This window comes from Hansschlegelia beijingensis (assembly GCF_014196425.1).
Classification (GTDB): domain Bacteria; phylum Pseudomonadota; class Alphaproteobacteria; order Rhizobiales; family Methylopilaceae; genus Methylopila; species Methylopila beijingensis.
On record NZ_JACIDR010000002.1, the window covers coordinates 24,813 to 37,602 of the forward strand.

The following is a 12,790-nucleotide window of genomic DNA, read 5'->3' on the forward strand; positions in this document are numbered from 1 at the left end:
ATAGGATTACGTCGGACGACGGATAGTTCTTCTGGATTTAGGGAAACTACTATCCTTCGTTCAGAAGAAGTTTGGCGCCCCTTTCGGCGTCGGGCGATAGGCGGGCCCGATCAGCTCCCGGCGCAAGTCTTCGACGGCGACGGACGCTGGACTGCATCCTTCCCGTGATCGAGCGACGGATGTGAGATGAACGGCGATTATGCCCTGCGCGCTGTCCGGTATCGAGGCCGACCTTAGGAGAAGCCCGGACCCGCAGCGCCGGGAGCGCAGGGGATACGGCCTTCACGGATGGCCGCGACACAGGCGGCTGACGATGTCCGAGCATTTCGGTCAACGCGCGGCCGGGGCCGTTTCGAGCGGCCGGATCGCGTTCATGAGCACGCCGTAGGGCGCAAGCAACGCCCCCGCCGCGAGCGCCTTCACGAGGAAGTCGAACGCCGCAAGATTGGCCCAGAGCGGCGCGACGAACGCGCTCCCGAGCAGCGCGGTCGGCCCCGACATGCTCGCGACGCCAGCGAAAGCGAGCGTGAAGAACAGAACAGTGTCGACCGCCGACCCGGCGAGACTCGCGAACAGCGGCGCCCGCCACCATTTCTGGCGGCGCAGCTGCGCGAAAACGCTGACGTCGAGCAACTGGCCGATCAGGAAGGCGGCCGCGGAGGCGACGGCGATCCGCGGCGTGGCGAGCCAGATCGAAAGACCGACCGCGATCGCGAAGCCGCAATACACGACGCGGCGCGCGCCCGACGGGCCGAACCGGCGATTGGTGAGATCGGTGACCAGGAAAGCGACCGGATACGCGAAGGCGCCCCAAGTCAGCTTGTCGGCGAGGCCGAAGGCCGTCACCGGATGCTGGACGAGGATGTTCGAAGCGACGACGACCAGAGTCATCGCCGCGATCGCAGGCGCCAGGTTCCGCATGGTCGTCACGGCCGGGCCGAGAACCCAGCCGCGCAGGAGCGTCAGGAAGCCGCCCGCTCGACCGGCTGCTCGCCGGCCTTGGCGATCTTCCGCTTCAGCTCGCGCGCGCCCTGGCTCAGCTGGATGTCCGCAGCCTTGGTCAGGAAGGCGTCGAGGCCGCCGCGATGCTCGACCGACCGCAGCGCATGGGCCGAAACCTTGAGCCGCACGGAGCGGCCGAGCGCTTCCGACAGCAGCGAGACCTGGAGGAGGTTCGGCCGGAAGGTGCGCTTGGTCTTGTGGTTCGAGTGGCTGACCTTGTGCCCCGAGAGCACGGCCTTGCCAGTGAGTTCGCAACGCCGCGACATGGGCTCTGCTCCTGCAACGATCAAAGGCCCGAGCGAAGGCTTCGGACGCGAGGTCCGGGCTGCGCCGCGAGCCTGGAAAAGGAGGCGCTGCTATAGACGCGGCCGTCCGGTGCGTCAAGGATCAGGACGTTCGAGCCGACGAATCACGCGCGAGCGATATGGCCTCCGATCCGATTTGCCGCCAAGCCTCACAAAAATCGGAATTCTGCTTAAGTACAGGGGCGGATGGACGTTCTCCAGGGATGAGCGCGTCGCAGATCAGCCTGGCGCGCCGGCGCATCGAGATTCTCCGCTCATGAAAACCACGTTCAAGGCCGCCCGGCGGCCCCTATCGAGCGTCGCTCTGGGTCTCGCACTGGCGACCCTGACCGCGACCTCGCCGCTCATGGCCGAAACCGCCGGGCCGGGAGAGACCCGCATCCGCGCGCGCTACGCCATGACGCTGGCCGGATTCGACATCGGCACCGCCACCATGCAGGCCGGGGTGGGCCGCTCGTCCTACGACATGAACCTGAGCGTCCGCATGACGGGCCTGGTGAAGTTCTTCACAGGCGGCAGGGGCGCCGCGACCTCCCGCGGCGGGGTCGAGAACGCTCGCGTCACGCCGACCGCCTATGCGCTCAACACCCGCGCGAACAACAAGGGGCAGATCATCCGCTTCGCGCTCGCGGGGGGCGCCGTGCGCCAGATGTCGGTGGAGCCGCCGCCGAAGACCAAAGACACCATCCCGGTGACGGACACCGACAAGCGGGGGATCGTGGATCCGCTGAGCGCGCTCGTCATGCCGGTCGCCGGATCGGGCGATCTGCTGGCGCCCGCCTCGTGCGACCGGACGCTGCCGGTGTTCGACGGGCGGCAGCGTTTCGACGTGGCGCTGCGCTATGACCGCACCGAAACCGCGGTCGCCGATCCGGCCGTCAAGGGCTCCTATGACGGCAAGCTGATCGTCTGCAAGGCGAGCTACAAGGCGATCTCCGGGCACAAGCCCGGCCGGTCCCAGACCACCTTCATGGAAAACAACAAGGACATGGAGGTGTGGCTCGCCCCCGTCGCCGGCACACGCGCCTTGCTGCCGTGGAAGATCTCCGTGCGGACGCAACTCGGCAAGGCGGTGATCACGGCGACCTCGTTCGTGGTGGACGCCGGTGAGACCCAGGCGTCCGGCGGCAAGGGAACCAGCCTCTGAGCCGCAGGACGACGCCTCACCCGCGACGTTGGCGCGGGCAGGCTCAAGGCGCTGGAACGAATCAGGAATTCGCCGCGGATCGCCGATTCGGCCGCGCTTCGTTCAGGGGCCGTTCCCATTTTGCGGCTTCGGCCGCTCCGGACGACCGGTTAAAGGGTTCTGAATGACCGATCCCGCGACGCTCGCTCCTGCGGCAGCGTCAGAAATCCTCGCGCCGGCGCGAGGCCGCGGCGTGACCGCGGTGCTTGGGCCGACCAACACCGGCAAGACCCATCTGGCCATCGAGCGCATGGCGGCGCACGGCTCCGGCCTGATCGGCCTGCCGCTGCGGCTGCTCGCGCGCGAGGTCTACGGCCGGCTCTCCGAGAAAGTCGGCGTGGACAAGGTCGCGCTCGTCACGGGCGAAGAGAAGATCAAGCCGCCCGGCGCCCGGTTCTGGGTCTCGACCGTCGAGGCGATGCCGCGCGACCTCGACGTCGATTTCGTGGCGCTGGACGAGATCCAGCTCTGCGCCGATTTCGACCGGGGCCATGTGTTCACGGACCGGATGCTCAATCTGCGGGGCCGGTACGAGACGCTGATGCTCGGCGCCGCCACCATGCGGCCGCTGGTCGAGAAGCTGCTGCCGGGCGCGAACGTCATCGGCCGGCCGCGGCTGTCGCAACTCACCTTCGCGGGCGAACGGAAGCTCACGCGCCTGCCCCCGCGCAGCGCCATCGTCGCCTTCTCGGCCGAGGAGGTCTATGCGATCGCGGAGCTGATCCGCCGGCAGCGCGGCGGCGCCGCGGTCGTGCTCGGGGCGCTGTCGCCGCGCACCCGCAACGCCCAGGTCGCCATGTATCAGGCCGGCGACGTCGATTATCTCGTCGCCACCGACGCGATCGGCATGGGGCTCAATCTCGACGTCGACCATGTCGCCTTCGCGGGCGACCGCAAGTTCGACGGCCACCAGTTCCGCCGGCTGAACCCTGCGGAAATGGCCCAGATCGCCGGCCGGGCGGGACGCCATCTCCGCGACGGCACCTTCGGCACCACCGGCCGCTGCCCCGGCTTCGAGCCCGAACTCGCCGAGAAGCTCGAGAGCCACAGCTTCGAGAGCGTCAAGGTGCTGCAGTGGCGCAACGCGCGGCTCGACTTCCGCAGCGTCGGCGGCCTGATCGACAGCCTTTCGCGTCCGCCAGCCGAGGCCGGACTGACCCGCGCCCCCGACGCGGACGATCTGCGGGCGCTCATGCACCTCGCCCGCGATCCGGTCACGCGGGAGGCGGCCCGCGGCGAGCAGCAGATCCGGCTCCTCTGGGACGTCTGCCAGGTGCCGGATTACCGCAAGATCGCGCCGGCCCAACACACGGAACTTCTCGCTGACCTCTATGGTTTTCTCGCCCGGCCGGGTAAGGTCCCGACCGACTGGTTCGCGCGGCACGTGTCGCAGACCGACCGCGCAGACGGGGACATCGACACACTTTCGGCCCGGATCGCCCATGTCCGCACATGGACGTTCGTGGCTAATCGCGCGGATTGGCTGGACGATCCGGAACATTGGCAGGGCGTGACGCGCGCGGTCGAAGACCGGCTCTCCGACGCGCTCCACGAACGGCTAGCTCAACGTTTCGTCGACCGACGCACCAGCGTTCTCATGCGCCGCCTGAGGGAAAAGGACATGCTCGAGGCCGAGATCAACAAGGACGGCGACGTGCTGGTCGAAGGCCACCATGTGGGACGCCTCGCCGGGTTCCAGTTCGCTCCGGACAGCTCCGCCGAGGGGGTGGAGGGCAAGGCGCTGCGCGCGGCCGCCTCGAAGGCCCTCGCCGGCGAGATCGAGGCGCGCGCCGGCCGCTTCGCCAACGCGGCCGACGGCGACGTCGTGCTCGCGGCCGACGGCGCGGTGCGCTGGCTCGGTGAGCTGGTCGGTCGCCTCGTGAAGGGCGAGAAGACGCTGCAGCCGCGGATCCGGGTGCTGGCCGACGACCAGCTCACCGGCGGAGCGCGGGAGCAGGTCGAGAAGCGCCTCGACCTCTGGATCCGCGCCCACGTCAACAAGCTGCTCGGCCCGCTCATCGCGATCGAGACCGCGGAAGACGTCACCGGCGTCGCGCGCGGGGTCGCCTACCAGCTGGTGGAAGACCTCGGCGTCCTCGATCGCGCACGCGTCGCCGAGGAGCTCAAGAGCCTCGATCAGGCGGCGCGCGCGGCTCTGCGCCGGCACGGCGTCCGGTTCGGCGCCCACCACGTCTACATGCCCACGCTGATGAAGCCTGCGCCCCGCGCGCTGGCCGCGCAGCTGTGGAGCCTGTCCCACAGCGCGGCCACCGATGCGCGGGTCGACGACGTCGCGCATCTCGCGTCGGCCGGGCGGACCACCATCCCGGTCGATCCCGCGATCGAGAAGGGGCTCTATCGCGCGCTCGGCTACCGGGTGTGCGGGCAGCGCGCCATCCGGGTCGACATCCTGGAGCGCCTCGCCGACCTCATCCGCCCGGCGATCGCCTGGAAGCCCGGCCAGCCCGGAACGCCGCCGGCGGGCGCCACGGACGGCAATGGCTTCACCGTGACGGTGGCGATGACCTCGCTCGCCGGCTGCTCTGGCGAAGACTTCGCGGAAATCCTCCGTTCGCTCGGCTACCGCATGGAGCGCCGGCCGAAGCCGCCGGCGGCGACGCCGCCTGCCGCGGCCGCCGCACAGACGCCGGATGCGGAGACGGAGGCGCCGGCCGGCGCCAGCGAAGCCTCCGACGTGGCCGAGACCGTGGAAGCGTCGGCCCCGGACGTCAGCGCGCCGGATCTGTCGGTCGAAGGCGCCGCCGGCCCTGCGGTCGACGAGGCCGTGGTGGATGATGCGCCCGGCGCCGAGGCGGCCGAGTCCGAGGACACCGCCGTCGCCGATGAGCAGCCCGTGTTCGACGCCGCCGAGGCGGCCCCCTCGATCGTTGACGCTGCGGCGTCCGACGAGATCGAGCCCGAAGTCGAAGAGGCCTTCGAAGACAATGCTCCCGTCGAGCCGGAGCTTGACGCTGACAGCGCCCGGAGCCTGGCGGAGGCCGCCGCCGAGACCGAGGCCGACCTCGCCCCCGAGCCCGTGCTCGAAAGCGCGGTCGCCGTCGAGCCGGAGATGATCGAGGTGTGGCGCCCCGCGGGCCATGGCCGTCGCGAGCGGCCCGGCCGGGGACGCGAGCCGCGCGCTCAGGGCGGGCGCGCCGAACCGGGCGCCGGACGGCGCGGGCGCGAAGGCCAGCCCCGCCGGGAGGAGCGCTCCGGCGGCGGCGACCGGCCGCGCTTCGGCGGCGAGCGGGACAAGGCGGGCAAGGGCGATTCCGGCCGACCGCGCCGTGACGGCGGCCGACCGGACCGCCCCCGCGGCGATCGACGCGAGGATCGCGGCCCGCGTGGCGCAGGCGCTGCCGTGAACGCGGCCCCCGCGCGCCGGCCGGAGCGCGCTCCGGATCCGGATTCGCCGTTCGCCAAGCTGGCCGCGCTCAAGGCGCAGCTCGAGCGTGGGCCGCGCGGCAAGGACCGCGACGGCGACAAGGACGCCTGACGCTTTGGCCGACGAGCCGGACGCCGCGGCGCGCACGCGCATCGACGTCTGGCTCTGGCGAGCCCGGGTGACCAAGACCCGGGCGCTCGCCGCGCGTCTGGCGCAGTCAGGCTATGTGCGGATCAACGGCCACCGAGTCGTGTCCGCCGGGCGGGCGGTGCGGACCGGCGACGTGCTCACCGTGGCGCTCGAGCAGACCGTGCGCGTGCTTCGCGTGGCGGCGCTCGGCGTCCGTCGGGGGCCCGCGACGGAAGCGCGCACCCTCTATGACGACCTGTCCCCGAACGTGGCGGATGGGACGGGCTTCCGCGACGAAGCCGCCGCTCCGACCGGTCCGGACGACGAGCCCGGCCCGTAGCTCCGACCCGCAAGCGTAGCGGCTCCGCAGCCTGACGCTTGCGCAGCTTCCGCGGCTTCGCTACGTCGTGTGCGAGCAAGGAGACGCCGATGACCTATGTGGTCACCGATAATTGCATTCGCTGCAAGTACATGGATTGCGTGGAGGTCTGTCCGGTGGACTGCTTCTACGAAGGCGAGAACATGCTCGTCATCCATCCCGACGAATGCATCGATTGCGGCGTCTGCGAGCCGGAATGCCCCGCCGAGGCGATCAAGCCGGACACGGAGCCGGGCCTGGAATCCTGGGTCAAGCTTAACGGGGATTATGCGCGCAGCTGGCCGAACGTGACCATCAAGCGCGACCCGCCCGCCGACGCCAAGGAGTTCGACGGGGTCGAGGGCAAGCTTGAGAAGTACTTCTCGCCGGAGCCCGGCCAGGGCGACTGAGCCGCGGTTCGCGGACGGCGTAGCCGGGGCGGCACTGTTGCCCCCGTGCGTCTACTTCATTGATTTTCGCGCCGGTTCGTGCTACGTTACGGGCCAGTCAAACGAGCGCGCCACGTCGCCAGCCAAGGCGAACTTTCCGCCAATCCGAGAACTCGGCTGACCAGACGTTGGTAGCGTCTGCGGGCGCGCGATGTCGTTTTTCTGACAGAGGCGAGCGTTGCCGGCAAGGCCGCGAACGGTCGCTCTTGGACGCGTTGGCGGGCGCTCGCCCGACCAAGTGAAGCGCTGGCGCGGCGCGTCGGCACGTGACGGAGTGCGAAGCAGGATGACCACCAAGAAGACGTCACAGAGTCGGCATGGCTTCAAGCCGTTGGAGCATGTGGTTTACCCGTCCCACGGCGTCGGCCAGATCGTCGCGATCGAGGAACAGGTCATCGCTGGTCATACGCTCGAGCTGTTCGTCATCAGCTTCGAGAAGGACAAGATGACTCTGCGCGTTCCGGTGGCGAAGGTTTCTTCGGCGGGCATGCGCAAGCTTTCGGACGACCAGCTGGTAGCCAGCGCCCTCGAGACGCTGACCGGCCGCGCCCGCGTGAAGAAGACCATGTGGAGCCGCCGCGCCCAGGAGTACGAGGCGAAGATCAATTCCGGGGACCTGATCGCGATCGCCGAAGTCGTCCGCGACCTGTTCCGAGCCGACACCCAGCCCGAGCAGTCCTATAGCGAGCGCCAGCTCTATGAGTCCGCCCTCGACCGCATGATGCGGGAAGTGGCGGCGGTCCAGAAGCTTTCGGACGTCGAGGCCCAGAAGCTGATCGAGGCGCAGCTCGCCAAGGGCCCGCGCCGGGGTCGCGCCGACGAGGCGGAGGCCGAGGCGCAGGACGAGGCGGCCTGATCCGCACAGGTTCCACCATCACGAAAGGCCCGGCTCTCGCCGGGCCTTTTTCGTTGGGGCTCTTGACGCGAGCGCTGGCGGGGCCCTCGGCCCGGACAAGGGGGACAGCGGGCAGTTCACGAAACCGTGAACACTAATCCCAGATCGGGCGCGTCCATTTTCGGCCTTGGGGCGTTTCAGCTTCCGAAAGCCGTCGCCAAAGACGGTCGCATGGGGAGTGTCGGGATGTCCCAAATGGCCGGTGTTCGTCGCCGTTTCGTCCGAGCCGCCATGGAGGCGCCGTTTCTAGAGCGCGATGAAGAGCACGATCTGGCCGTCCTCTGGAAGGATGAGGGCGACGAGCAGGCGCTGCACCGCCTCGCCGCGGCTCATATGCGTCTGGTGATCGCGATCGCCGCCCGCTTCAGGCATTACGGCCTGCCGATGCCCGACCTGATTCAGGAGGGGCATGTGGGCCTTCTCGAGGCCGCGGCGCGGTTCGAGCCGGAGCGCGAGGTGCGCTTCTCCACATACGCGACCTGGTGGATCCGGGCCGCCATCCAGGATCACATACTGCGGAACTGGTCGATCGTTCGCGGCGGCACCAGCTCCGCCCAGAAGGCCCTGTTCTTCAATCTGCGCCGGCTGCGCGCGCGGCTCGGCAAGAACGGCGAGACGATGGTTCCGGGGGCGCTCCACAGCAAGATCGCCGAAGCCGTCGGCGTCTCCCCCCAGGACGTCGCGCTGATGGATTCCCGGCTGTCGGGCCCGGACATGTCGCTCAACGCCCCGATGATCGACAGCGACCCGAACTCCTCGTCCGAGCGGATGGACTTCCTCGTCGACACCGCACCCCTCCCGGACGAGACCGTGGGCGAGAGCATCGACACTGAACGCCGCGTGACGTGGCTTCGGGGGGCGCTCGACGTGCTCAACGAGCGCGAGCTCAAGATCGTCCGCGCCCGCCGCCTGGCGGAGAACGCGGTGACGCTCGAGGCTCTTGGCGAGCGTCTGGGAATCTCCAAGGAACGCGTCAGGCAGATCGAGAACCGCGCGCTCGAGAAGCTGCGCCGCGCTCTGGTCGAGCGCCACCCGATGGGCGCGGCTGAGGTCCGGGTCTGACCGCTCAGCGTTGATCCAACGAAAAAAGGGCGGAGCTTGGCTCCGCCCTTTTTTCGATCGCCGCCAGTCTGCCGATCAGCGAGCCGCCGGAAGATCCGCGACCTGCCGACGGCGACCGGCTCCGTTACTGTTCCGCCGGCTGCGCCGCGGCCGCCGGAGCCGCGCCCCAGGCCGCGAAGGCGTCGTTGAAAGCCTGCGTGCCCGGAACGCCCTTCTCGAGCGTCAGCACCGCGCGACGGCCATTGTCATAGAGGATCGGGATGTCGACCCAGCCGCGGTCACGCAGCAGCTGCTCGTTGACCGAGCGCTCCGTCTCCAGGTTCGACAGGCCGATGAGGAAGAAACCGTTGGTGACGCGGACCGACAGGCCCGACACGGCGGCGCCCCGGGCGGATTCGTCGGCCTTCATCAGAACGCCCGGAACATTGGTGATGCCCGCGTTCGGGAAGTCCTCCGGCAGCTTGAACTGCAGCTCGATGGTGTGGCTCGCCGGAAGCGTCGCATCCATGTTGCGCCGGATGATGACGGTCGCGCGGACCTTGCGGGCCGGAATGTCGACGTCGCCCCGTATCGCGGTCTCGAGAGGCTGATTCTGGCCGCCGCTCACGGACTCGGTCCGCCAGACCACCGTGCCCGGCACGGCCTCGCCCGACTGCTGGTTGGGGCCTTCCTCATAGAGGGTGGCGCGCTGCGCCACGAGCGGACCGGGCTCCGAAGACGCCCCCGCCGGAGCGCCGGGCTGCGCCGCCGAGGGCGCCGCGGCGGGCGCCGCCTCGGGCTGCTGCTGCTGAGGCGCCTCCTGCGCCGCCTGCCGCTCGGGCTCGGCGCCTTCCTGGGGCAGGCGATCGTCCGCCTTCTGCTGCGCGTCGGCCGATTTGGTTTCGGCTTCGGGCTTCGGCGCCGCGGCCTCGGTCGCGGGCTCGGAGCTTCCGCCGAACAGAGCCGCGATCTGGGAGCGGCCGGCGAAAAGCCCGCCAACGATGATGATCGCGGCGAGAGCGATGCCCCCCGCCAGCATGCGCGACCGCCCTCCGCGGTCGCTCCTCGACGTCTCGCCGGCCACGCGGACGATCGGGCGGCCGTCGGCGCGCTTGGCGGGACGCGACGGCGCAGCCGGGGGCCGCTTCCGCTGATCCGCGGCTGCAGGTCCGGCCGCTTCGTTAGCCGCCGCCGGAGCAGTTTTGACCGGAGCCGGCTTTTCCGCCGGTTTCGCCGGCGCGGCGCCGGCTCGCGGCTCCGCCTGCTGCGGAGGCGTGGACTGCGCCGGCGGGGCCGCGCCCGCCTCGACCTTGCGGATCGCCTCCTCGAGCTGCATGCGCTCGCGCGCGATGTCTTCCTCGGAGAGCGGCGGGTCGATCGCCCGCAATTGCCGCACGATCGCGGCGCGCGCGCGTTCATAGACCGCGCGGCGCGCCTCGCCGGTGTTGTTCTCGAGCCCCGCGACGGCGCGCGACAGAACTGGGAAATAGTCGGCCATAGCCTCGACATACGTCAGCGGCCGGCCCGCGTCGATGGCGCGAAAGACACGCCGGCCTAAGGTTTTCTCAGTCTTCGAACGGATCGGCGACCAGTATCGTGTCGGCTCTTTCCGGGGAAGTGGAGACCAGCGCGATCGGGCATCCGATCAGCTCTTCCACGCGCCGGACATATTTGATGGCCTGCGCCGGAAGCTGCGCCCAGGACCGCGCGCCGGCGGTCGTGCCCTGCCAGCCCTCGATGGTCTCGTAGATCGGCTCGATCCGCGCCTGAGCGCCCTGGCTGGCCGGCAGACGGTGAATCTCCACGCCGTCGAGCCGGTAGCCGACGCAGACCTTGATCTCGTCGAGCCCGTCGAGAACGTCGAGCTTCGTCAGCGCGATGCCGGAGATGCCGGAGATCCGCGCCGTCTGTCGAAGCGCGACCGCGTCGAGCCAGCCGCAGCGGCGGGGGCGACCGGTGACGGTCCCGAACTCGTGACCGCGCTCGCCGAGCCTGCGGCCGATCTCATCCGTCAGCTCCGTCGGGAACGGCCCCTCCCCCACGCGGGTCGTATAGGCCTTGGCGATGCCGAGCACGTAGCCGATCGCGCCGGGGCCCACGCCCGAGCCGGTCGCGGCCTGCCCGGCCACAGTGTTGGACGACGTCACGAACGGGTAGGTGCCGTGGTCCACGTCGAGGAGAGCGCCCTGCGCGCCCTCGAACAGGATGCGGTCGCCGGCGCGGCGACGCTCGTCGAGGATCTCCCAGGTCGCCGCCACATAGGGCAGCACCTTCGGAGCCGCGGAGGCGAGCTCCTCATAGATCGTCTCCACCGTGAACTCGGGCAGGCCGAAGCCGCGCCTGAGCGCGTTGTGGTGGGTGAGCAGGCGCTCGATCTTCGGGCGAAGGGTCGGCAGGTTGGCGAGGTCCCGAAGCCGGATCGCGCGGCGGCCGACCTTGTCCTCATAGGCCGGGCCGATGCCCCGCTTCGTCGTGCCGATGCGGGTGCCCTCGTTCGAGCCCTCGCGCAGAGCGTCGAGCTCGCGGTGCAGCGACAGGATGAGCGTCGCGTTGTCGGCGACCTTCAGGTTCTCGGGCGTAAGCGCCACGCCCTGCTCGCGCAGACGTTCGATCTCGGTCGCGAGCGCGTGGGGATCGACCACCACGCCGTTGCCGATGACGGAGAGCTTGCCCGAGCGCACCACGCCCGAGGGCAGCAGGCTCAGCTTGTAAGTCACCCCATCGATGACAAGGGTATGGCCAGCATTGTGGCCTCCCTGGAAACGAACGACGACTTCCGCCTTCTCGGACAGCCAGTCGACGATCTTGCCCTTGCCTTCGTCGCCCCACTGGGCGCCGACCACGACGACGTTCGCCATAAAAGAAAGTCCTTCCGCGTCCCGTTCCGGACGAAAAAAACCCCGGCTCTGGAGAGCCGGGGTCCTCCCTCGGTTTGCTAGAGGATCGCGGCCGCAGAGGCAAGGCGCACGGGCCACGGCGCAGGGCAATCATGCCCTCATGCATGATCCGGCCTCGATCGGCAGCCCGGTCGCGCCCCGTGAGCGCTTGGCGAAAGGTCGCCGGCCGGCAGCCGACCTTGAGCTCAAACAAAAAAGCCGCGCGGTTTCCCGCGCGGCTCCGTCATTCCGGTCTTGCCGGTTCAGGCGTGCATGCCGGCCTCGATCGCCGCGACGTTCTTGCGGACCGCCGCCTGGACCTTCTCGAAGGCCCGGACCTCGATCTGCCGCACGCGTTCGCGGCTGACGCCGAACTCGCCGGACAATTCCTCGAGAGTCAGAGGATCGTCCGCCAGGCGCCGCGCCTCGAAGATCCGGCGCTCGCGGTCGTTCAGCACCTTGAGCGCGCCTGACAACGCCGTGCGGCGATTGTCGAGCTCCTGGCTCTCGGCGAGCCGCGCCTCCTGGCTCTCGCTGTCGTCGACGAGCCAGTCCTGCCACTCGGACGAACCCTCGTCCTCGCGCAGCGGCGCGTTCAGCGAAGCGTCGCCGCCGAGACGGCGGTTCATGTCGACGACGTCGGTCTCGGTCACGCCGAGCTTGGTGGCGATCTGCTTCACCTGATCGGGCCGCAAATCGCCCTCGTCGAGGGCCGAGATCTGGCTCTTGGCCTTGCGCAGGTTGAAGAACAGCTTCTTCTGGTTCGCCGTGGTGCCCATCTTCACGAGCGACCAGGAACGCAGGATGTATTCCTGGATCGACGCCCGGATCCACCACATCGCGTAAGTGGCCAGCCGGAAGCCCTTCTCGGGCTCGAAGCGCTTCACCGCCTGCATCAGGCCGACATTGCCCTCGGACACGACTTCGCCGATCGGCAGGCCATAGCCGCGGTAGCCCATGGCGATCTTGGCCACGAGCCGAAGATGGCTGGTGACGAGCCGGTGGGCCGCATCGCGGTCGCCATGCTCGCGCCACCGCTTGGCGAGCATGTACTCTTCCTGCGGCTCGAGCATCGGAAACTTGCGGATCTCGTCCAGGTAGCGGCTCAGGCCGCCGTCGCTGACGAGTATTGGGAGTGCTGCTGAAGCCATATGCGCCTCCTGG

At 69.5% G+C, this 12,790-nt stretch carries 11 protein-coding genes; 6 read left to right on the forward strand and 5 right to left on the reverse strand.

The genetic code is table 11. The features are described from left to right. Positions 1-330: 330 nt before the first annotated feature. Both GGR24_RS06465 and rpmB read right to left on the reverse strand, forming a co-directional pair. Complete coding sequence (locus GGR24_RS06465; RefSeq protein WP_183395185.1) at positions 331-921, reverse strand: queuosine precursor transporter; 591 nt, start codon at positions 919-921, stop codon at positions 331-333. A 41-nt stretch (positions 922-962) separates the two neighbouring features. Further along, a complete protein-coding gene (rpmB, locus tag GGR24_RS06470) occupies positions 963-1,268 on the reverse strand; it encodes a 50S ribosomal protein L28 (RefSeq protein WP_183394537.1) in 306 nt (101 codons plus the stop codon). 295 nt (positions 1,269-1,563) lie between these two features. Between rpmB and GGR24_RS06475 the strand changes: the two genes are divergently transcribed. From GGR24_RS06475 to GGR24_RS06500, 6 genes are all read left to right on the forward strand, one after another. Further along, positions 1,564-2,454, forward strand: coding sequence for a DUF3108 domain-containing protein (locus GGR24_RS06475; RefSeq protein ID WP_183394538.1), 891 nt, complete (start codon positions 1,564-1,566; stop codon positions 2,452-2,454). Positions 2,455-2,617: 163 nt separating this feature from the next. Beyond that, positions 2,618-5,989 (forward strand): helicase-related protein, encoded by a 3,372-nt coding sequence (locus GGR24_RS06480; protein WP_183394539.1) that lies wholly within the window; start codon positions 2,618-2,620, stop codon positions 5,987-5,989. 4 nt (positions 5,990-5,993) lie between these two features. Beyond that, on the forward strand, positions 5,994-6,347 hold the full coding sequence (locus GGR24_RS06485; protein WP_183394540.1) for an RNA-binding S4 domain-containing protein: 354 nt from the start codon (positions 5,994-5,996) through the stop codon (positions 6,345-6,347). A gap of 89 nt (positions 6,348-6,436) precedes the next feature. Further along, positions 6,437-6,775, forward strand: a complete 339-nt coding sequence (fdxA, locus tag GGR24_RS06490; protein WP_183394541.1) for a ferredoxin FdxA — start codon at positions 6,437-6,439, stop codon at positions 6,773-6,775. A gap of 325 nt (positions 6,776-7,100) precedes the next feature. Further along, on the forward strand, positions 7,101-7,670 hold the full coding sequence (locus tag GGR24_RS06495) for a CarD family transcriptional regulator (protein ID WP_183394542.1): 570 nt from the start codon (positions 7,101-7,103) through the stop codon (positions 7,668-7,670). Positions 7,671-7,895: 225 nt separating this feature from the next. Next, positions 7,896-8,771: an RNA polymerase factor sigma-32 gene (locus GGR24_RS06500; RefSeq protein WP_183394543.1), complete on the forward strand. Its 876-nt coding sequence runs from the start codon at positions 7,896-7,898 to the stop codon at positions 8,769-8,771. Positions 8,772-8,895: 124 nt separating this feature from the next. Here GGR24_RS06500 and GGR24_RS06505 read toward each other — a convergent pair whose 3' ends face one another. The 3 genes from GGR24_RS06505 to rpoH form a co-directional block, all read right to left on the reverse strand. Further along, entirely contained in the window at positions 8,896-10,248 is a 1,353-nt protein-coding gene (locus GGR24_RS06505) for a hypothetical protein (RefSeq protein ID WP_183394544.1), read from the reverse strand. A 67-nt stretch (positions 10,249-10,315) separates the two neighbouring features. Continuing rightward, the gene (locus tag GGR24_RS06510) at positions 10,316-11,608 is read right to left on the reverse strand and encodes an adenylosuccinate synthase (protein ID WP_183394545.1); all 1,293 of its coding nucleotides are present in this window, start codon (positions 11,606-11,608) and stop codon (positions 10,316-10,318) included. A gap of 281 nt (positions 11,609-11,889) precedes the next feature. Beyond that, positions 11,890-12,777, reverse strand: a complete 888-nt coding sequence (rpoH, locus tag GGR24_RS06515) for an RNA polymerase sigma factor RpoH (RefSeq protein WP_183394546.1) — start codon at positions 12,775-12,777, stop codon at positions 11,890-11,892. Positions 12,778-12,790: the final 13 nt, after the last annotated feature.

Excerpts from the sequence above, each read along its gene's own strand:
- GGR24_RS06465 (WP_183395185.1), bottom strand. The coding sequence starts at position 921 with ATGCGGAACCTGGCGCCTGCGATCGCGGCGATGACTCTGGTCGTCGTC.
- rpmB (WP_183394537.1), bottom strand. The coding sequence starts at position 1,268 with ATGTCGCGGCGTTGCGAACTCACTGGCAAGGCCGTGCTCTCGGGGCAC.
- GGR24_RS06475 (WP_183394538.1), top strand. The coding sequence starts at position 1,564 with ATGAAAACCACGTTCAAGGCCGCCCGGCGGCCCCTATCGAGCGTCGCT.
- GGR24_RS06480 (WP_183394539.1), top strand. The coding sequence starts at position 2,618 with ATGACCGATCCCGCGACGCTCGCTCCTGCGGCAGCGTCAGAAATCCTC.
- fdxA (WP_183394541.1), top strand. The coding sequence starts at position 6,437 with ATGACCTATGTGGTCACCGATAATTGCATTCGCTGCAAGTACATGGAT.
- GGR24_RS06495 (WP_183394542.1), top strand. The coding sequence starts at position 7,101 with ATGACCACCAAGAAGACGTCACAGAGTCGGCATGGCTTCAAGCCGTTG.
- GGR24_RS06500 (WP_183394543.1), top strand. The coding sequence starts at position 7,896 with ATGTCCCAAATGGCCGGTGTTCGTCGCCGTTTCGTCCGAGCCGCCATG.
- GGR24_RS06505 (WP_183394544.1), bottom strand. The coding sequence starts at position 10,248 with ATGGCCGACTATTTCCCAGTTCTGTCGCGCGCCGTCGCGGGGCTCGAG.
- GGR24_RS06510 (WP_183394545.1), bottom strand. The coding sequence starts at position 11,608 with ATGGCGAACGTCGTCGTGGTCGGCGCCCAGTGGGGCGACGAAGGCAAG.
- rpoH (WP_183394546.1), bottom strand. The coding sequence starts at position 12,777 with ATGGCTTCAGCAGCACTCCCAATACTCGTCAGCGACGGCGGCCTGAGC.